Here is a 20,868-nt window from a genome sequence, read left to right on the forward strand (position 1 = left end):
AACGTCGGTACGGCGACTCGATTCGCCCCTCTTCTTCGCCGGACTCCTCCGTCGAGCGAACGGGACGGACCTACCCGGCGCCGTTCGCGGCGACGGATGCCGTCGCCGGTCGCCTAAACCACGTTCGAAACTTCCGAGAGCAAAAGTACCGAATATCGGGGATTCGATGGCTCTCTCCGGACCTTTCACCGGAAACGAGGTGTGCTACCGGGTCGCGCCGCTCGGCGGGTGTGGATTCCGAAGAGAATGTGAGCGGGCCGGGAGGGAGTTGAACCCCCGACCGTCTGATTAAGAGTCAGACGCTCTCCCTAACTGAGCTACCGGCCCGTGCAGTCGTTCGTTTCCGCGGGGAAACTAAAGGCCTTTCGTTTAAGTCCCTCGGTGGGAGAACGGCGCACGCCGGCCGACGGACGGAACGGGGGGTCGTCGGCGAACAAGTCGGTTCGCAGACGCTACTGCGGGAAACGAGTGCTGTTAAGTGTCGTCCGACCAGACGTGGTGACAATTATGAGTGCTGGGGTCACCATCTCCTCGATGTCCACCTACGCGATTCTGGGATGCGGGAGCGTCGGCCACGCCGTCGCCGAGGAACTCACCGAGGAGGGAAAAGACGTCCTCATTCTCGACAAGGACGAGAGCCGCGTCGAAGCCCTCCGCGACCAGGACCTGAACGCGCAGACGACCGACATCTCCGAACCCGAGGTGGCGGACGACGTCGGCGGCCGGGACGTGATTCTCATCCTCTCCTCGGACGTCGAGGCCAACAAGGCGGCGGTGTCGGCCATCCGAGAGCGCGGCGGCGAGCAGTTCATCGTCGTCCGCGCCTCCGACCCCGTCTCCGAGGACGAACTCGCCGAACTCGGCGCCGACGTGGTCATCAATCCCTCGGAGGTCATCGCCGACTCCGCGCTCCGCTCCTTGGAGTCGGGCGAGTTGGAGTACAAGGCCCGGCAGTTGGCCGACCTGCTGGAGTCGACGGAAGGGACGCTCGCCATCCTGACGCACGACAACCCGGACCCCGACTCCATCGCCAGCGCCGCCGCCCTGCAGGCCATCGCCGCCGAGTACGACGTGGAGGCCGACATCCTCTACGACGGCGAGATGGGCCACCAGGAGAACCGGGCGTTCGTCAACCTCCTCGGCATCGACCTGCTGCGACTGTCGGATGCGCCGGACCTCGCCTCCTACGGCGCGGTGGCCCTCGTCGACCACATGAAGTCGGGCGAACCCGATATCGGGACGGAGGTGGACGTGTTCATCGACCACTTCGAACCGAGCGAGGTCATCGACCCCGCGTTCATCGACGTCCGGCCGAACGTCTCCTCGACGTCGACCATCCTCACGAAGTACATCCAGGAGTTCAACATCAGCCCCAGCGAGGCCGTCGCCACCGCGTTGCTGTACGGCATCCGCGCCGAGACGCTGGATTTCAAACGCGAGACGACGCCCGCCGACCTGACCGCCGCGGCGTACCTCTACCCGTTCGCCGACCACGACACGCTCGAACAGGTGGAGTCGCCGTCGATGTCGCCGGAGACGCTGGACGTCCTCGCGGAGGCCATCCAGAACCGCGACGTGCAGGGGAGCCACCTCGTCTCGAACGCCGGGTTCATCCGCGACAGGGACGCGTTGGGACAGGCGGCCCAGCACCTCCTCAATCTGGAGGGCGTGACGACGACGGCCGTCTTCGGCATCGTCGACAACAACATCTACCTCTCGGCGCGGTCGAAGGACATCCGGATGAACATCGGCAACGTCCTGCAGGACGCCTTCCAGGGTATCGGCGAGGCGGGCGGCCACTCCACGCAGGGCGACGTCGAGATTCCGCTCGGCATCTTCACCGGCATCGAAACCTCCGAGGACAACCGCGACACCCTACTCCAACTCACCGAGGAGGCGGTGCGAAAGAAACTGTTCGCGGCGATGGGCGTCGAGAGCGAGAGCGGAAACGGAAACTAAAACCGAAACCGAGGGCGAGAGCGGCCGAATCCGAATCCGAGTTCGAGTCGAGTTCCGCTCCGGTTCAGGCGACGACCGTCTCCTCTTCCTCTTCGGAGTGTTTCAGACGCTCGATCACATCGTTGACGAGGATGACGTCGCCGACGGCGCGGACCCAGCGGTAGGGGAGCAGCACGCCTTTTCCGGATTCGATCCGGGTGCCGAACAGTTCGTTGTTGAGTCTACCGAGCGCGAGTCCGGTCACGGTCTGTCGGTCGAGGTCGAGGCGGATGTCCTCGACCTCCCCGACGAAGACGCCGTTGTTCGAGTAGACCTCGCGCCCGACGAGCGTCGTCAGCTCTTCGGGAGTCCCGTCCATGTGGATTCTCTTGAGGCCATCCGCCTTAATTGTTCGTAGCGCCGCGGGTGCGAGGGTCGGCGTCGGAGGAGAGAGCGGCAGACGGCCGTCTGACGCGGCCTCGACCGTGGATGGAACCGACCTCGGGTCGCTCGGCTCCGGTCTCGCCGTCCCGGGGTTTATAGGTGAAACGGTCGAACGACGTGGCAACTGATGGCATCGAACTCACGGAAGCGGTTCGCCGACCCCGCGGCGGACGACGACGCGAACTACGACTACGTGAACGACGACGTCGAGCGGCCGGGGATGGTCGACGACCTCGAATCGCTGGTCGACGGCGAGGTGCGCTTCGACACCTACTCGCGGGAACTGTACGCGACGGACGCGTCGGCGTACGAACAGACGCCCATCGGCGTGGTCATGCCCGCGTCGACCGACGACGTGGCCGCGACGATGGAGTACTGCGCGAGGCGGGAGATTCCGGTCCTCCCGCGCGGCGGGGGGACGAGTCTCGCCGGGCAGACGGTCAACCGCGCCGTCGTCCTCGACCTGATGACGAACATGGACGCCGTCCGCGACGTCGACCCCGACGCCGCGACGGCGACGGCGCAGGCGGGCGTCCGACTGGGCGACCTGAACGCCGAACTGAAACCGTACGGCCTGAAGTTCGCCCCCGACCCGGCGTGGGGCGACAAGTCGGCGCTCGGCGGCGCCGTCGGTAACAACTCCACGGGCGCGCACTCGCTGAAGTACGGCAAGACCGACTACTACCTCGAATCGGCTGAGGTGGTGCTCGCCGACGGCACCGTGACGACGTTCGGCGAGGTGGAAGTCGAGACGCTCCGCGAGGAGGGCGACCCCGACGGGTCGACGGAGGAGCGCATCTACGCCGAGGTTGCGCGGGTGTTGGACGAGGAGGCCGACGAGATTTCGGAGCGCTATCCGGACCTGAAGCGGAACGTCTCGGGGTACAACCTCGACATGCTGGTCGACGAGATGCGCGGGGAGCGCCGCCTCCCGGACGACTCCGGCGTCGACCCCGAAAGCGAACCGGGGACGGTGAACCTCGCCAGACTCCTCGCCGGGTCGGAAGGGACGCTCGGCGTCGTCACGGAGGCGACCGTCTCGCTCGAATCCGTTCCGAACACCGCCGCCGTGGCGCTGCTGACGTACGACGACGTGGTCGACGCGATGGAGGACGTCGCCCCCATCCTCGAACACGGTCCGGCGGCCGTCGAGGTGATGGACGACGTGCTCCTCGGACTCGCCGGCGAGACGCCCGAGTTCGAGGAGGTGGTCGGGATGCTGCCCGAGGGGACCGACTCGGTCCTCCTCGTGGAGTTCTACGCCGAGGACGACGAGCACGGCCGCCAGCAGGTGGCGGACCTCGTCGCCGACCGGGTGCCCGGCGGGGTGAGCGAGGCCGAGCCATCGGCGGGCGCGGCGGAGACGACGGCGAAGGCGCACACCGCCGTCGCGGCGATGGAGGCGCACGACGCCGAGACGCGCGCGAAGTTCTGGAAGATGCGCAAGTCCGGCCTCCCCATCCTCCTCTCGCGGACCACGGACGAGAAGCACATCGCCTACATCGAGGACACCGCCATCCCCGCGGAGAACCTCCCGGCGTACGTCGCGGAGTTCCAAGAGATTCTGGAGAAACACGACACGTTCGCCTCCTACTACGCCCACGCCGGACCGGGCGTCCTCCACATCCGGCCGCTGGTGAGCACGAAGACCGTCGAGGGCGTCGAGACGTTCGAGGCCATCGCCGACGAGGCGACGGACCTCGTCATGAAGTACGGCGGGTCGGTGTCGGGCGAACACGGCGACGGCCGCGCCCGGACGCAGTGGAACCGAAAACTGTACGGCGACGACCTCTGGCGCACCTTTCGAAATCTGAAGACCGCGTTCGACCCCGGCTGGCTCCTGAATCCGGGCAACGTCTGCGGCTACCAAGAGGACGAGGAGCGACCCGAGGGGACGGCCGGGAGGAGCGCCCACGACATGACCGAACACCTCCGGTTCGACCCCGACTACGAGTTCGAGGCCGAATTCGACCCCGCGATGGAGTGGCCCAACGAGAACGGCTTCGAGGGGATGGCCGAACTCTGTCACGGCTGTGCGGGGTGTCGCGGCCCGCAGGAGACGACGGGCGGGGTGATGTGTCCCACCTACCGCGCCACCGAGGAGGAGATACAGTCCACCCGCGGGCGGGCGAACATGCTCCGACAGGCGATGAGCGGGGACCTCTCGGACGAAGAGCAGTTCACCGACGAGTTCGTCGAGGAGGTGCTCGACGTCTGCGTCGGCTGTAAGGGCTGCATCAAGGACTGCCCCAGCGGCGTCGACATGGCGAAGATGAAGGCGGAACTGACCCACGAGTACCACCGGCGCAACGGGTCCAGCCTCCGCGACAAGATGTTCGCGAACATCGGGACGCTGTCGGCCGTCGGCAGCGCCCTCGCTCCCCTCTCGAACCTCGCCTCGAAGGTGCCCGGCGCCCGCTTCGTGATGGAGAAGACGGTGGGCATCGCCAGCGAACGCGACCTCCCCGAGTTCCACCGCGAGTCGTTCGTCGACTGGTTTCGCTCCCGTGGTGGTGCCCGAGTGTCGGAGGGGCAGGCCGCCTCGAAGGTGCTCCTGTTCCCCGACACGTACACGAACTACAACCACCCGGACGCCGGCAAGGCGGCCGTCCGCGCCCTCGAAGCCGCTGGCGTCCACATCCGGATTCCGGACGGCGTCACCGGGTCCGGCCGGCCGCCGCACTCGAAGGGGTTCGTCGAACGCGCGCGCGACTGCGCGGCGCAGAACGTCGAGGCCCTCGCGCCGCACGTCCGCGAGGACTGGAGCGTCGTCGTCGTCGAACCGTCCGACGCCGTGATGTTCCAGCACGACTACCTCGACCTGCTCTCCGGCGAGAACGTCGAGGCCGTCGCGGCGAACACCTACGGCGTGATGGAGTACTTCGACGCCTTCCGCCTCCTGGAGAACGCGGGTCTGGAGGCGGACGCCCCGCCGCGGTCGCTGACGTACCACGGCCACTGCCACCAGAAGTCGACGAAGAAGGACCACCACGCCGTCGGTGTTCTGCGCCGCGCGGGCTACGAGGTGGACCCCCTCGACTCGACGTGTTGCGGGATGGCCGGGTCGTTCGGCTACGAACGCGAGCACTACTCGCTGTCGAAGGCCATGGGACGCATCCTCTACGACCAGGTGGACGACTCCGAGGGAGAGGTGGTCGTCGCCCCCGGCGCGTCCTGCCGGTCGCAACTCGGCGAACGCGACGGAGGGGACGAACCGCCGCACCCGGTGGAGATGCTGGCCGAAGCGCTCGACTGAGCGGACGGCGAACCGCGGGCGCACGGACCAACAGCGGAGAGAACGTCAGGCGTCCGCCGACAGCGACGCCAGCACGTCCGAGAGGGCGTTCAGCGCCGCCTCGACGTGGTCGGGTTCGCGTCCGAGGGCGATGCGAAAGCCGTCGGCGTCGTCGAAGAACCGGCCGGGGACGACGAGGATTCCCTCGTCCCACGCCGCCTCCGCCACCTCGTCGCCGTCGGCGTCCTCGTGGGCGAGGAACGCGTAGGTACTGCCGTCGTACACCTCCCCGGAGAGTTTCTCGTGGGTGGCCGCGAATTCCGCGAGGAGTTCGTGGTTCGCGCGGAGGTGCTCGCGGGCCGTCGCCGACAGTTCCTCGCGGTTGTGGAGGGCGCGGCGGGCCAACGCGCGACTCGGTTCGGCGACGGTGGGGAGGTGAAACGCCGCGTCGCGGGCGGCGTCGAGCAGCTCTTCGGAGCCGATGAGCCAGCCGATTCGGAGGCCGCCGAGGCCGTAGAACTTCGTCAGCGACCCGGTGACGACGGCGCCGTCGAGGCCGGCGGCGGTGACGCCGCCGAAGGCGCGGTCGGTCGGGTTCTCGGTGACGAACGGGCCGTACACCTCGTCGACGAGGAGGAACCCGCCGGCCTCGCGGGCGGCGTCGGCCGCCTTCGAGAGCCGTTCGCGGGACGTCAGCCGACCCGTCGGGTTGTGGCGGTTCGAGGTGACCGCGAGGGCGAAACTGCTCCGCACCGCGGCCGCGATTCGGTCCGCGGAGAGTTCGTCACCCTCCTCCGGTCGGATGAAGCGGTCGACGCGCGCCCCGAGGGCGGCGGGCGTGGAGACGAGCGGTTGATAGCCCGGTTTCTCGACGAGCACCTGCGGCGGCGTTCCCTCCTTGCCGCCCCCGTCGCCGTCACTCTCGGCGACCGAGAGGGCGGCCGACTCGGCGACGAGGTTCGCGTGGGTCGCGCCGGCGGTAACGAGCACGTTTTCCTCGGCGACGTCGTACTCGTCGGCGAGTTGCGAGCGGAGCGTCACCTCCTCGTCGGGGTCGGGGAGGTCGGCCAGACTGTCGGGAATCACCCCGGACTGGTGCGCCGACGTTCGCAGGTCGCTCGACCCGAGGTCGTACGTCGCCTCCTCCGGCCGACCGGATATCCACTCGAGATACGGTAGCGGTGGGAACATAGAGCGTTAACCCACAGTAGACGGTCGACCCCAAAATGATGTGCGTTCGGGCGAGCGCGGACCGGAAGCGGAACACGTATCGGAGCGCCGACCGGTCCCCGGAAACCGGCTTCCCCCACGAAGTCCGAGGCGCCGTGAGTCGGAATGGAAGTATATAAAGAGAAGTAAATTATTTATACTGATACCGGTGCGTGACGAGATACCCGACGAATGAATATAAGTCGGTGAGAACACTACGTAATCTCGCCGGGGTGCCTCTGACAACCGGCAGCTACGTCGCGTCGGCCTTGCCCGGACCGACGCGTCGACTGGGAGTCTCTCCCAGTCATTTCCCTTCGAAGTATCTCAGGACCGCCGAGCGAAGTTTCTCGTACTCGGTTCGACGCGCGAGGTGCGCCTCGCAGTCGCAGTCCGACGCCCCGAACCCCGCGAGCGGCGAGTCTCCGGCGTTCAGCGCGGCCGCGGCGTCGCACTCGACGTCGGCGTGGGGTGCGGCGACGACGGCGCGGAGCGAGGTGTTCGGGTGGCCGCCGAGATAGTCGACGTGCCAGTGGCGGACGCCGTGTTCGCCGGCGGCGACTCGGCGGTGTCTGGCGACCCGGCCGAGCCCGTTCGACCCGAACGCGCTTCCGAGGTAGGCGTACGCGCCCGCCGGGAACGTCGCCGCGCCGAGCGCACCGACGGCTATCTCGCTCGTCTCGGAGAGCTCGAAGAGCAGCGCGTACGTCCCGGGCGGCGCGTCGCCCGCGCCGACGCCGAGCGAGTCCGTCCCCGCCGCTATTGCGTTGGGGTCGAGCAGCGAGACCACGCTCACAGCGCCGCGGGTCGTTCCGCGGCGGAGTCGACGAGGGCATCGAAGCGGGCGGCCGCGTCGTCGGTCAGGTCGTACGCCTCGTGGTAGTCGTCCGGGTCGCGGCCGCGTCCGCTGGCCGCGCCGACGACCCTCGCGATACGGTCGTAGTTGTCGCGGACGAGCGAACTCACGAGTCCCGGCGTCCCCGCGCGCTCCGCGAGTTCTTCGGCCGCGGACCGCCCGGCGTAGACGCGTCCCTCCCGCCGGTCGACGAGAACCATGGCGAACGGTGCCTCGCCGAACTGCCGTTCGAGGAACGCCTGCGCGGCGTCGTCGTACCACGAGATGGCGCCCACGTCATCCAGTTCCCGGAGGGCGCGCGCCGCGACGGAGCAGTACGGACACTCGCCGTCGTACACGAGGACCGACTCGTACTCGGACATGGTCGGATATCGGGGTCGCGGGCGCAAAACGGTGCCGGGGTCGGGCGCGGCCGAGGCGAAACGGGGGCGCCGTCCCCCCGGCCCGAAACCGTCAGGTCGGTCGCGTCCCGAGGGGCGGCGTGAACGAACTCGTCGCGTGGCTTCGGGACCGGCCGTACTACGACGGGCAGATACGCGACCACCGGCGCGTCCCGGCGCACGACCCCGAGTTCGCGGAGACGACGCTGGAACCCCGCCTCGAATCGGCGCTCGCGGACCGCGGCATCGACCGCCTCTATCGGCATCAGGTCGAGGCCATCGAGGCCGTGCGCGACGGCGATAGCGTCGTGTTGGCCACGCAAACGGCCAGCGGAAAGAGCCTCGCGTACACGGTGCCGGCGTTCGAGCGAGCGATGGACCACGGGGGGCGGACGCTGTATCTCGGTCCGCAGAACGCCCTCGTCGCCGACCAGGACGAGACGCTGTCGGACCTCGCGCACGGCCTCGGCTTCGGCAGTCGCGTCTCCGTCAAGCAGTACACCGGGCGCCTCTCGAAGACCGAAAAGCGGGACGTGCGGGACCGGGGGCCGACCGTCCTCCTGTCGAACCCCGATATGCTCCACTACGCCCTCCTGCCGCACGCCCACCGTCTGTGGGAGTGGTTCTTCTCCTCGCTGGAGACGGTCGTGATAGACGAGGTGCACGGCTACCGCGGCGTGTTCGGCAGCCACGTCGCCCTGACGCTGCGCCGTCTCAACCGCGTCTGCGAGCGGTTCGGCAGCGACCCGCAGTACGTCTGCTGTTCGGCGACCATCGGCAACCCGGTGGAACACGCCGCGCGAATCACCGGGAGAGGGGAGGACACCTTCCGTCTCGTCGACGAGGACACGAGCGGAACCGGCGCGACGCACTGGGTGCTCTGGAACCCGCCGGAGTACGAGGGCGACCGCGGTGGGAGCGGCCGGCGGCGTTCCAGCCACGTCGAGACGCAGCGCCTGTTCGTGGACCTCCTGTCGAGGGGCCACCAGACGCTCGCGTTCACCAGAGCGAGACAGGCCGCGGAGCGCTACGCCTCCGAGAGCGCGAGCGAACTCCGCGAACGCGGCGAGAGCGAGGCGGCCGCGGGCGTCGCGGCGTACCAGGGCGCGTTGAAACACGAGCGACGGCGGGAGATAGAGGCCGGCCTGCACGACGGGAGCGTGACGGGCGTCTGGTCGACGAACGCGCTCGAACTCGGCGTCGACGTGGGCGGCCTCGACGCCGTCCTCATCGACGGCTACCCCGGCACGCGGATGTCGGCGTTCCAGCAGGCCGGGCGGGCGGGGCGCGGCGACGACGACGCACTCGTGGTGCTGGTCGGCGGCGAGGACCAACTCGACCAGTACCTCCTGCGCCACCCCGACGAATTTTGGGACGGGGAGCCGGAGCGGGCCGTCTGCAACCCCGAGAACGAGGAGTTGCTCCCCGCACACGTCGCCAGCGCCGCCGCCGAGAACTGGCTGAAACCCGACGACGACCGGCACTTCGGCCCGACGACGCCCGACGTGGTGTCGGCGCTAGAGACCGAGGGGTCGCTGGAACGCCGCGACACCGCGGAGGGCGCCCGCTGGACCCACTCGGGGGGCGGCAGCCCCCAACACGAGATGAGCCTGCGGACCATCGAGAGCCGCGAGGTGGACCTCCTCGACGGACGCTCGAACGACGTCGTCGCGTCGTTGTCGTTCGGGGACGCCCTCCGGGACGCCCATCCGGGCGCCATCTACCACCACCAGGGGCAGACCTACGAGGTGACGGACCTCGATTTGGGCCGCGACGTGGCGACGCTGCAACCGACGTGGGCGGACTACTACACGCGCGTCCTGCACGACAAGGAGATAACCGTCGAGGCGGACCTGAAGGCGAAACCGCTCGACGCCCGCCCGGACACCGAGGTGCGCTTCGCCGAGGTGACGATGCGGAAACGGATTACGGGGTTCGAGCGCCGCGACCCGAAACGGGGCGAAGCCATCGGCCGCGAGACGCTCGACCTCCCGGAGACGACGCTTCGCACGAAGGCGCTCTACTACACCGTCCCCGAGGACGTCGAACGCGAGATGCGCGCCATCGGCGAGCAGACGCGCGAGGACGGCGCCGGGCAGTACGACCTCTCGGGCGGAGAGTACGGCTTCGGCGGCGGCATCCACGCCGCCGAGCACGGCATGATATCGCTGTTCCCACTCTCTTTTCTCTGTGACCGCGGGGATATCGGCGGCCTGTCGACGCCGCACCATCCCCACACCGACCGCTCGACGATATTCGTCTACGACGGCCACCCCGGCGGCGTCGGCCTGACGGAGAGCGGCTACGGGGAGGTGGAGACCCTCCTTCGAAGAACGCACGAGTTGGTCCGCGACTGCGACTGCGAGGACGGCTGTCCGGCCTGCGTGCAGTCGCCGCAGTGCGGCAACGCGAACGACCCGCTGTCGAAGGCCGAGGCGGTGCACCTGCTGGCGGCGCTGAGCGGGCGGGAGGCGTGAGCCGTCAGAAGGGAAGGTGAATCCGGGACGTGAACCGGTCGACGACGAGCAACGACGCCACCGCCGGGAGGACGAGCGCCGCCTCCGACAGCGTCGACATGAGACCGAGGGCGACGATGAGCGTCGTCGCGCACGCCGGGGGATGGACGGCGTCGACGGCGAGCATCCCGGTACTCGTGAGGCCGACGGCGACGACGCCGCTGACGACCAGCCACGGCGGGTGGAAATCCAACGGCGTCGACGGCACCGAGAACACCGCCGCGGCGGCGGTGTAGGCGAGGAGGCCGCAGACGACACCGACGGCGTGGCCGCCGAGAACCGTCCGGGGGGTCGGACCCTGGTCTCGGACGGCGAGGACGAACGCGGAGGGGCCGAGGCTCGGAAACAGCGCCGGAATCCCGGTAACCCACGCCGTCGCCCCCGCGATGGCCAACAGGAGCGTCGCTCGGACGCCGACGGTGACGGGGTCTGGCAGGCCGAACGTCGGTCCGTTGAGAGGCATCGCGTCGAGGAAGAGACTCAGGAGGATCGGAGTTCGACGATACCGCGCTTCGCCGCGTCCAACAGTCGCTCGTCCAGCGGCATCCGCGACCACTCGTCGGGTTTGTCCTCCTCCGGAACCTCGTCCAGCAGGTCCACGTACGACGCGTGGACGTGCCGGCCGTTCTCGCCGCACTCCGGACACGTCACGATGATGAGCCTGACCCGATACGAGCGCTCCTGGGTCGTGCCGCAGTGCGGGCAGACGTACGTCTCTGTCACTGACTCCCCGTTTGAACTGCGGGTATTCAGGGTTTGCGGGTCGCGTCCGTGCTGCGTCGGCGAATCCGTTCACCGAGATGAACGCGTAACCGAGAACGTCTCGAACGTCTCGGCCGTGCGTGTCGTCCGTGAACGTCGAAAAGCGGCTTCTCGGCGACGGTCGCTCCGGTGCTACGGCTCCCGCCGCCAGACGATTGCGTCGGCGTTCGCGAGGGTGACCTCGCCGGCGTCGTCGACGTCCGGCGCGGTCAGCGCGGGGTCCCAGCCCTCCGTGGGAATTTCGGGCGCGTTCGCGTCCTCCGCGGCGTCCGCCGCGAGGGCGTCCGGCGAGACGTCGACGGGCACGCCCTCCATGTTGGCCGCGAACAGGAGTTGCTCCGCTCGGTCCGGCGCGGTTCGGAACCCATAGTAGAGCACCGTCCCCTCCGTCGGGTGGCGGTAGGTGAAGTAGTCCTCGTCTCTCAAATCGTCCCGAAGCCACGCTCTGTCGTGTCGGAACTCCCGGACTGCGAAGCGGTTCGCCGTGCGCTCCTCGCTCTGCTCGTCGCGCCAGTGAGAGAGGTTGGCGAACTCGTACACGTCGCGCATCCACGCGTCCGCGTAGGCGTCGAGGTCGGTCGGAGAGAGGTCTTCGTCCCCGTCTCCGCGCCCGCCGAGGGGATGCTCCAGCGCCGACAGCATCGCGGCCATCGCGTCGAGGTCGTACTCCGTCGCCTCCACGGCGCCGGCGAGGGCGTCCATGAACGAGTGCAGCGAGTCGAGGGAGTCGAACCCGAGGTCCTTCACGCGCCGGAAGTGCGTCGGACTCTCGAACTCCTCCTCCCGTAGTTGCCAGTAGAGGAAGTTCGCCTCCTCGGCGACCACCTTCACGTTCCACTCGGGGTCGGTGTCGCGGACGAACCCCCACGGCGCGCGCATGTTGGCGTTGACGAAGTCCATCGGCACGCCCGGCAGGAAGCAGTGAAACAGCATCGCCGCCGCGGGGTTGTCGTAGGCGGCGTCCAGCGTTTCGGGATAGTCCTCGCCGAGATAGGGGTTCACCGGCGACTGGTTGAACGCCACCGTCGGGTCTATCTGGGTTCCCCTCCGCACAGTGTCGTGGTTGGCGACGCCCGTCAGCCAGTGGCCGCCGAACTCCGCGACTTCGCGGACGCGCCACCACTTCGTCGCCCAGAAGGTGAGCAACGCAGGCGTGTTGTGCGCGAACGTGACCGGCGACCACTGGAACGAGTGGGGGTGCTGCTCGATGAGCGCCCGGTAGGAGGAGGCGAGTTCCCAGTCCTCGCGCGGCCACGGACGGCCGTCCTCGAATATCATCCACGGGCGGTACTCGGTGTCCGCCACCTCCTGCGTCACGGCGTCCATCTCCGCGAGGAAGGCGTCGTCGTGGTACATCTCGCCCGTTTCGGGGTCGTGGGAGGTGAAGTCCTGCGCGCCGTCGACGCGGATACCGTCGGCACCGAAGTTCATCTTTCGGCGCTGCATCTCCAAGATGAGGGCGCGAACGGTCGGTTCGGTGTAGTCGAGGTGCTTGCCGTACATCCCCGGTCCGAGGACGTAGCGGTCGTTCAGCAGTTCCGCGCCGCGGTCGTCGGCGTGGCCGAGGGCCACGTCGAAGACGACGCGAATCGGCCGCGGTAGGGCGTGGCAGGCGGCGATGAAGTCAACGAGTTCGTCGGGCCGGCCCGATTCGAGAATCGCGGGGTTCGGCGCGGAGAACGCACTGACGACGATGTCGTACCCCCAGTTGAGCGCGTCCGGGCGGCCGACGGCGGCGACGAGTTCGTCGTCGCTCTCCGCTTCGACCGACCAGAACTCGTGCGTCTCGGGGTTCTCGGTGAGCGGTTCGACCGGCATCAGTTGAATCCCGTCGTAACCGGCGAAGGCGCGCTCCCAGGAGGCGAGGTCGTCGCCGTCACGCAGTTTCTCGCCGATTTCCTCGTAGACGCCCGCGAGGCCGGCGAGCGACCCGGATTCGGTCGCGGTTCCGGGGTGAATCTCCAACACGCTCGTCGCGGGGTCGATGCGCGGGAGGCCGTCGTGGTCGGTCGTCGAGACGCGCTCTTCGTCGGTTCCGAGCGACCGGAAGTACTCGCGGTCGGCGCGCGTCTCGTCCAGTCGCCCCACGTCGTACAACTCGGCCGGCGCGAACGCGCCGAACGGGACGGAGTACGCGAAGGGGTCGGCGGCGGTACGCCACTCGTCCCCGTCGTCACCGTGGCCGTCCCCGTCCTCGTCGCGGTAGACGAGACGGTACAGCGACCCGAGTCGCTCCCGCGTCCCGGCGCGCATGCCTGCGACGACGCCCCAGTGGTACTCACCCTCTCGGCGGAGGGGGACGCGGTCGCGGCGGAACCGGACCTCGCGGACGTCCGTCTCGCCGGGGTCGATTTCGGAACCGGGCGTGAGCACCTCGAGGAACACGTTCTCCGGCGGAACTCCGGCTTCGAGGAGTTCGGGCGTCCAGAACCCGATTTCGGTGCGCGTTTCTTCGGCCCTATCGGCGTCGACGACGTGTGCGCCGAGTCGGTCCGTGAGTCGCTTGGCCGCCTCGAAGGGGTCGTCGTGGGCGGCGGCCGTCCCGCGGTGCCACGCGAGGAGTTCGTCGGTCGGTCCGTCGAGCAGTCGGACGCCCGCGTCGGTCGTCATGCCCTCAGTTCACCGGGAGGATGGCGACGTGGTCGACTTCCAGACCCTCGGCGGCGGCGGTGTCCTCGCCGGTGACGAGGTCCGTCGAGTCCACCTCGTACTCGTCCAGCGTCACCGTCGCGGTGTCGTCCCCGAAGTTGAGGATACAGACGTAGGCGTCGCCGTCGAATTCGCGGAGGAACGCGACGGCGCGGTCGGTGTCGGACTCGTAGTCGACGCGCCGATAGACGCCCTCGTACCCGAGCGCGGGCGTCTCGTTTCGGACCTCGATGAGGCGCTTGTAGTGGTCTCGAATCTCCTCACGGGCGTGGTCCCACGCGAGGGCGTCCCGGCGGCCGCGCTGGCCGATTTCCTGTCCGCCGTACAGCATCGGAACGCCCGGAAGCGTGAACAGGGCGCCCGCGGCGGCCATCGCGGCGTCGTCGCCGCACTCGACGATGTAGCGCGTCTCGTCGTGATTCTCGATGTACAGCATGAACGACGCGTGCGGCGGGAAACCCACCTCGGCGCGTTGGTCGACGGCGTCGAGGATGGCCTCGGCGGGCATGTTGCCGTCGCCCACCTGCCGCATCGTGAAGTACAGCGTCGTGTCGAAGTGCATGTCGAACATCCCGTTGTGGAAGTCCGCGATGTACGGGATGGTCTCGTCCAAGAGGAGGAACTCGGGATCCTTCTCCTTCACCCGGTCGTGCAGTTCCTGCCAGAACGTGTTCGGGACGGCCCACGCCATGTCGCAGCGGAAGCCGTCGGCGATTTCCGCCCAGATGTCGACGGCGTCGAGGAGGTAGCGGCGGACTTCGAGGTTCGTGTAGTCGAAGTTGGCGATGTACTCCCAGTCGAAGTAGGTGCCCGGTTCGCCGCTGTCCTGCCACTCGTACCAGTCGTAGTACTCCGAGTCGGGATTCTTGTAGGCGTCCTCGAAGAACGGGTGGTCCCGCGCGGAGTGGTTCAACACGAGGTCGAACAGTACCTTCATCCCGTGGTCGTGGGCGGCGTCGACGAACGCCTCGTAGTCCTCGCGCGTCCCGAGGTCCTCGGCGATGTCGTAGAAGTCCACGATGTTGTAGCCGTGCGGCGCGTGGTCGTTCTGCAGGACGGGCGTGAGCCACAGGCAGTCGACGCCGAGGTCCTCCAGGTAGTCGAGTCGCTCCTCGAACGCCTCGAACACCGAGTCGTGTTCGTCGTCGTCGGTGAACCCGCGGACGTAAATCTCGTACAGCGTCACGTCCTTCGACCACTCCGGCGGGTCGTTCGGGCGGTCGACGACGCCGGTCGCGCCGCGCGTCGTCACCGCCTCCGCCTCGCCGCCGTCGAAGCGGAGCTTCGACGAGGCTCGCGACTCTCCGACTCGCTCACCGCCGTCGGAACGCAGTTCCGACGAAGTTCCGGACTCTTCGGTGTCCTCACCGCCGTCGGAGCGGGGCTGGGACCCGGACTCCGACGGGGCTCGAAAATCCTCGTCGCCCTCACCCCCGTCGGTCATCTGCTCGCGCGAGAACTCCACGGTGTCGGGCACGCTGTAAGCGTCCGCGAGCGCGACGCCGTGGATACGAACGCGGTTCCCGACGGCCGAGAGGGGGATTCTGAGCTCCCAGCCGTCTATCGAGACGGCCGACGAGGAGACGCCGTCGCGGTCGTCAACGAGGAACTCGACGACGATGTCGTCCCGGTCGGTGTCGCTGTCGGGGTGGGGGTGCGGGTCCGCGCGGACGACGAACGCGTCGTCCTCGACGCTGCCCTGCAGTTGGACGCGCGGTCGGCCGCCGTCCTTTCCGCCGCCGGACCCCGCGCCCGACCCGGACCCGGAGACGCCGCCGCTCTCACCGACCGGGCGCGCCGACCCGCTCATCCCGCTCATTCCGCTCATCCCGCTGGCGCCGCCGCCGGCGCCGACGGGGGCGAGTTCGCCGGAGAAGACGCGGACGGTGAGCGTGTGCGTCCCGTCGGGCGCGTCGAGTTCGAGCACGTACGTCCCCGAGGTGTCGGGCGAAAAGGAGACCACGTCCTCGTCGTCAGCGAGTTCGAGTTGACTCCCGACGGGCGCACTCTTCAGGTGCCAGCGGTAGGTCGCGTCGGGGTCGGGGTCTCTGGGTGCGAGCTGTACAGTCTCACCGACGGCCATGAACCGGGGCGGGCCGGGATGGTGCATGAAGGGAGCAAATACCCGTCGGGACTTTGCCTTTGCCCATCCTTCGGCCGGCGTGACGTGTTTCATTCTTTGTCAACAATTCCCGAACCGACGACCGTTCATCTAGTCATCACGTTGACGTAAGTGTACTCGAATGTGAACAAAAACGGCCAATACTTATGCTCCGGGCGCACACCTCCTGCGTATATGAGACTACGGACCGCGCTGAATGAATACAAGCGCGACCACGGCGGGCGTTTTCCGGAGGAGCGTCCGACTGCCGATGGAGCGTTCTCCGGTCACGGCGACCGATTGGTGCACGTCGGAACCGACGGCGAACTTCGCGACTACTCCTCTGCGCTCTCGGGACTGTACGGCATCGACCGGTCGCGGTTCGCCATCGAGGCGAACGGCGAGATACGGTGGTTCGACAGCCTCGATACGGTTCGGCAGCACTACTACCGTGAGACGAGCCTCGTCGAGACGGAGTACGACGCCGGCGAGTACACCGTCCACCAGTACGACCTCACGCTCGGTCGCGCGCACGTCACGCACGTCGAACTCCGCGGAGCGATTCCGACCGGCGCGCACCTGACGGCGTTCCTGACGATGGCGCCCGAGGGACGCGAGACGCGCGTCGGCCGCCTCATCCACGAGGAAGGCGGCCCGGACGGAACGCAGGCCGTCGAAGTGTTCCACCGCGACGAACACGACTACGTGACGGCCTCGACCGGCCTCGACGACGTCCGCGGACAGATACCCGAACGGTTCGACGAGATACTCTCCGAGGACACCTTCGAGTTCCCCCGCGAGGCCGTGTTGGAGCGGTACGAGGACACCCACCTGAGCGGCGACATCGTCGTCTCCGCGCCCCTCGAACCCGAGGGTCGCGCGGTCCGGACGACGCTGGTCACCCAACTGTCCGACCACCGCTCGCTCAGCCGCGAGGAGGCGCTCGCCGACCTGAACCACTGCGCGCTGGCGCACGCCTCGGCCGACGACCTGCGGGCCGCGGCGCGCGAACGCGCGGAGGTGTACGTCCCGGACCACGTTCCCCGACAGAACCTCGTCCGCTCCGACCTGCGGGCGCTGTCGCTCCTGACCGCGCCCACGGGCGCGCACATCGCCGGGCCGGAGTTCGACCCCTTCTACACGCACTCGGGCGGCTACGGCTACACGTGGTTCCGCGACGAGGCCGAGGTGTCGCGGTACCTCCTCGGCGCCGACGACCGCCTCTCGCTCGAACTCACCGACCGACTGAAGACGAACGCGGAGTTCTTCTGCGAGACGCAGTTGGACGACGGCTCCTGGCCCCACCGCGCGTGGGCCGTCGACGGGTCGCTGGCGCCGGGGTGGGCGAACGCTCGCGTCGAGGGCTCCGACAAGCCCGAGTACCAGGCCGACCAGACGGCCAGCGTCGTCACCTTCCTCTCGACGCTTCTAGAAGGCCGCCGGGACGAACTGGACGCGGAACTCGTCGGGCGGGTCCGCGACGCCATCGAACTGGGCGTCGAGTCGCTGGACGACAGTCTCGAAGACGACGGCCTCCCGGAGACGTGTCAGAACGCCTGGGAGAACATGGTTGGTCGCTTCACGCACACCGCCGCGACGTTCCTGCAAGCGTACGTCGCCGTCTCCGAGGCGCCCGTCGACTCGACGCTCGCCGACCACGCGGCCGAGCAGGCGACGGCCGTCTTCGAGGGGCTCGACGCCCTCTGGGACGACGAGCGCGAGGTGTACGGCACGCGACTGCAGGGCGAGCAACTCGACTCGCGGCTGGACTCCGCGACGCTGTCGCTCGTCGACGCGTTCGCGGCGTACGACGGACTGGAAGGTCTCTCGGAGGACACCCTCGACAGGCTCGAATCCCACCTAGAGACGACGCTCACGGGACTCTACCGCGACGTCGGCGACGTGGCCGGCCTCATCCGCTTCGAGGACGACTGGTGGCGGACCGCAGAACAGGACGAACCGAAACTGTGGTCGCTGTCGACGGCGTGGGGCGCCAACGCCGCCGCGACGTTCGCCGTCCTCCTCGACGAGTACGGCCGCGGCGAGGAGGCCGACGCCTTCCTCGAGGAGGCGACGGACCTGTACGCCCTGCTCCGCCCGGACGGGCCGTTCACGACGGGCGGCGGCTATCTGACCGAACAGGTGTTCGACGACGGCACGCCCGACAGCGCCGCGCCGCTCGGGTGGTCGCACGCGGTGCGCCTGCACACCACCGGCCTGCTGTCGGAGTACGACGCGCTCCCGGCGCCGAAGCCGGCGCCCTCCGGACCCGAGAGCCGTCCCCGGTGGACCACCGGCGAGAAGTACGGCGTCGGCACCGTCGCCGACCACACCGAAGAGGACCCTTCACGGATCTGGTTCACGCTCACCGAGGGGTCGCTCACCGAAGTGCGGTTCCCGCGCGTCGACCTGATGAACCTGCGGACGCTCGACATGCTGGTCGTGGACGCCGACCCCGAGTCGTCGTACACCGCGCGGACGCACAACGAGACGCGGCGGGACGACGCTACCGACACCATCGAGCGCCGGACGGAGATGGCCGAGGACGACGCCCTCGTGTTCAGACACGTCATCACCGAGTCCGGCGACGGCCGCGGCCACCAGTGGAAACTGACCGTCGAGTACGCCGTCGACCCCGAACACGACGCGCTCCTCGTCGACGCCTCCTTCGAGGCCGAAGACGACAACGAGTACGAACTGTACGCGGTGGCCGACACGGCGCTCGTGAACACCGGCGGGAAGGACCGCGGCCTCCGCCTCGGGCAGATGGGGAGCTACCACCTTGTCGCCCGCGACGCCGGCGCGTACGACCAGGAGGGCGACGTCCGACCGCTCCTCATCGACGAGAACGGCGACGAGTACAGCGTCGCCGTCGCCATGACCGCCGCCGGGCGGTTCGACTGGGCGACGGTGGGCGTCGCCGGCACCGAACACCTCGCGCGACTGTTCTCGAACGGTGAACTGCCGAACGCGCAAGAGCGTGTCGACAACGAGAACGTCGTGCTCGTGGGGCGCATCGGAACCGGGACGCGCGTGCACGAGACGCTCGCGCTCGGATTCGCCGAGAACGCCGACACCGCGGCGGCCCTCGGCGAGGCCGCCGGCGCCCTCACGCGCGGCTACGAGTCGGCCCGCTCGAAGTACGTCGACTCCTGGCAGGCGTTCCTTGCGGACAAGGAACTGCCGGCGGCCGTCGCCGACGACGAGACGCTGGCGAACCAGTACCGCGCCTGCCTGATGGCGCTGCGCGCCGTCGAGGACAAGACGTTCCTCGGCGCGGGCATCGCGTCGCCGTCGGTGCCGTGGGGCGAGGCGGTCACCTCCGAGGAGCAGAAGGGGTACGGCTACAACTTCGTCTGGTCGCGCGACCTGTACCAGGTGTTCACCGTCTTCGACGCCATCGGCGACGTGGAGACGGGCATTCACGCCCTGCAGTACATCTACGAGTACCAGCAGGACGAACGCGGCTTCATCCCGCAGAACACCTACCTCAACGGCCGGACGCGCTGGGGCGGCGAGCAGATGGACAACATCTCGTTCCCGGCCGTCATGGCGTACATGCTGTCCGAACGCGGCGTCGAGTTCGACGACGTGAGCTACGACTACGTGAACGTCAAGCGCTCGGCCGACTACGTGGCGCGAAACGGGCCGCCGACGGCGCAGGAGCGCTGGGAGGAGGAGGCGGGCTACTCGCCCTCGTCCATCGCCGCCGAAATCGCCGGCCTCGCCTCGGCCGCCGCCCTCGCCATCGACGAGGGGTACGACGCCGACGCGCTCATCTGGTTGGCCCTCGCCGACGACTGGACCGAGAGCGTCGAGTCGTGGACGGCGACGAAGACGGGCACCGACCGCCACGAGCACACCCCGTACTACGTCCGCGTCACCCGCGACGGCGACCCGGACGCCGGTCACCTTCGGACCCTCGCGAACAGCGGTCCGACGCTCGACGAACGCGAGATAATCGACGGCGGCTTCCTCGAACTCGTCAGGCTGGGAATCAAGCCCGCCGACGACGACATCATCCAGAACACCGTCGCCGAGATGGACAACACCATCCGCGTCGACACGCCGTACGGCCCGGCGTTCTACCGCTACAACGGCGACGGCTACGGCGAACGCGAACGCGACGAGGAGGGTGCACCCTGGTCCATCGAGTCGAAGGGGAAAGGACGCCTCTGGCCCATCTTCACCGGCGAACGCGGCGAGTTCGAACTGCTGAACGACACCGAAGAGGAGGCGCTCGACCCGGCGAACATGCTCCGGACGATGGCCAGTTTCGCCAACTCCGGGCGGATGATATCCGAGCAGGTGTGGGACCGCGGGCACAGCACCGCGTACAACTGGGAGTTCGGCGAAGGGACGGGCGCGGCGACGCCGTTGGCGTGGTCGATGGCGCAGTTCGTGCGCCTCGCGCACAGCATCGACGTCGGCGAACCCATCGAGATGCCCGCGTTCGTCCGCGAGCGTTACCTCGACGCCGACCGACCCGAGGGGCCGAAACTGCAGGTGAGCACGCGCTTCATGGGCGACAACCTCGTCATCACCGGGAAGACGGACGCCGCCGTCGTCGCGGTCAAGACGCCGAGCGAGACGGCGATGGTCGAACCCGAGGACGGTTCCTTCGAGGTGGCCGTCGACATCGAACACGGTGAGAACCAAGTGACCGTCGCCGGCGCGACGGACGCCGACCTGACCGTCGCGGGCACGACCGTCACCCGCTTTACGCTCTGAGGCGGGGAACCGCACTCGCCTCGTCCCCGGCCTCCCTCTCACGCCCG

General features: G+C 68.5%; 12 protein-coding genes and 1 tRNA gene. 4 read left to right on the top strand and 9 right to left on the bottom strand.

Features of this window, described 5'->3' with window-relative positions; genetic code table 11:
- Window positions 1-253: 253 nt before the first annotated feature.
- Window positions 254-327, bottom strand: a tRNA-Lys gene (locus tag NDI76_RS09700).
- A 180-nt stretch (window positions 328-507) separates the two neighbouring features.
- On the opposite strand from NDI76_RS09700, the gene NDI76_RS09705 reads away from it, so the two are divergent.
- The gene (locus NDI76_RS09705) at window positions 508-1,959 is read left to right on the top strand and encodes a DHH family phosphoesterase (RefSeq protein ID WP_310923810.1); all 1,452 of its coding nucleotides are present in this window, start codon (window positions 508-510) and stop codon (window positions 1,957-1,959) included.
- 64 nt (window positions 1,960-2,023) lie between these two features.
- Here the strand turns inward: NDI76_RS09705 and NDI76_RS09710 are convergent, their stop codons facing one another.
- Window positions 2,024-2,317, bottom strand: coding sequence for a PRC-barrel domain-containing protein (locus tag NDI76_RS09710; RefSeq protein ID WP_310923811.1), 294 nt, complete (start codon window positions 2,315-2,317; stop codon window positions 2,024-2,026).
- Between the two features lie 192 nt (window positions 2,318-2,509).
- On the opposite strand from NDI76_RS09710, the gene NDI76_RS09715 reads away from it, so the two are divergent.
- Window positions 2,510-5,638, top strand: a complete 3,129-nt coding sequence (locus NDI76_RS09715) for an FAD-binding and (Fe-S)-binding domain-containing protein (RefSeq protein WP_310923812.1) — start codon at window positions 2,510-2,512, stop codon at window positions 5,636-5,638.
- Window positions 5,639-5,683: 45 nt separating this feature from the next.
- Here NDI76_RS09715 and NDI76_RS09720 read toward each other — a convergent pair whose 3' ends face one another.
- From NDI76_RS09720 to NDI76_RS09730, 3 genes are all read right to left on the bottom strand, one after another.
- Window positions 5,684-6,808: a pyridoxal phosphate-dependent aminotransferase gene (locus NDI76_RS09720; RefSeq protein ID WP_310923813.1), complete on the bottom strand. Its 1,125-nt coding sequence runs from the start codon at window positions 6,806-6,808 to the stop codon at window positions 5,684-5,686.
- A gap of 325 nt (window positions 6,809-7,133) precedes the next feature.
- Window positions 7,134-7,616, bottom strand: a complete 483-nt coding sequence (locus NDI76_RS09725) for a GIY-YIG nuclease family protein (protein ID WP_310923899.1) — start codon at window positions 7,614-7,616, stop codon at window positions 7,134-7,136.
- Between the two features lie 2 nt (window positions 7,617-7,618).
- The gene (locus tag NDI76_RS09730) at window positions 7,619-8,044 is read right to left on the bottom strand and encodes a DCC1-like thiol-disulfide oxidoreductase family protein (protein ID WP_310923814.1); all 426 of its coding nucleotides are present in this window, start codon (window positions 8,042-8,044) and stop codon (window positions 7,619-7,621) included.
- Between the two features lie 119 nt (window positions 8,045-8,163).
- On the opposite strand from NDI76_RS09730, the gene NDI76_RS09735 reads away from it, so the two are divergent.
- Window positions 8,164-10,539 carry a DEAD/DEAH box helicase gene (locus tag NDI76_RS09735; RefSeq protein WP_310923815.1) on the top strand — a complete coding sequence of 792 codons (2,376 nt, stop codon included), beginning with the start codon at window positions 8,164-8,166 and terminating at the stop codon, window positions 10,537-10,539.
- 4 nt (window positions 10,540-10,543) lie between these two features.
- Here the strand turns inward: NDI76_RS09735 and NDI76_RS09740 are convergent, their stop codons facing one another.
- The 4 genes from NDI76_RS09740 to NDI76_RS09755 all read right to left on the bottom strand — a co-directional run bounded on the left by NDI76_RS09740 (window position 10,544) and on the right by NDI76_RS09755 (window position 16,072).
- A complete protein-coding gene (locus tag NDI76_RS09740; RefSeq protein ID WP_310923816.1) occupies window positions 10,544-11,041 on the bottom strand; it encodes an HPP family protein in 498 nt (165 codons plus the stop codon).
- Between the two features lie 17 nt (window positions 11,042-11,058).
- A complete protein-coding gene (locus NDI76_RS09745; protein ID WP_310923817.1) occupies window positions 11,059-11,301 on the bottom strand; it encodes a hypothetical protein in 243 nt (80 codons plus the stop codon).
- Between the two features lie 171 nt (window positions 11,302-11,472).
- Window positions 11,473-13,950, bottom strand: coding sequence for a glucosylglycerol hydrolase (gene gghA, locus NDI76_RS09750; protein WP_310923818.1), 2,478 nt, complete (start codon window positions 13,948-13,950; stop codon window positions 11,473-11,475).
- Window positions 13,951-13,954: 4 nt separating this feature from the next.
- Entirely contained in the window at window positions 13,955-16,072 is a 2,118-nt protein-coding gene (locus NDI76_RS09755) for an alpha-amylase family glycosyl hydrolase (RefSeq protein WP_310923819.1), read from the bottom strand.
- 213 nt (window positions 16,073-16,285) lie between these two features.
- Here NDI76_RS09755 and NDI76_RS09760 point away from each other — a divergent pair, with 213 nt between their 5' ends.
- A complete protein-coding gene (locus tag NDI76_RS09760; RefSeq protein ID WP_310923820.1) occupies window positions 16,286-20,821 on the top strand; it encodes a DUF7997 domain-containing protein in 4,536 nt (1,511 codons plus the stop codon).
- Window positions 20,822-20,868: the final 47 nt, after the last annotated feature.

This window comes from Halogeometricum sp. S1BR25-6 (assembly GCF_031624495.1).
Lineage (GTDB): Archaea > Halobacteriota > Halobacteria > Halobacteriales > Haloferacaceae > Halogeometricum > Halogeometricum salsisoli.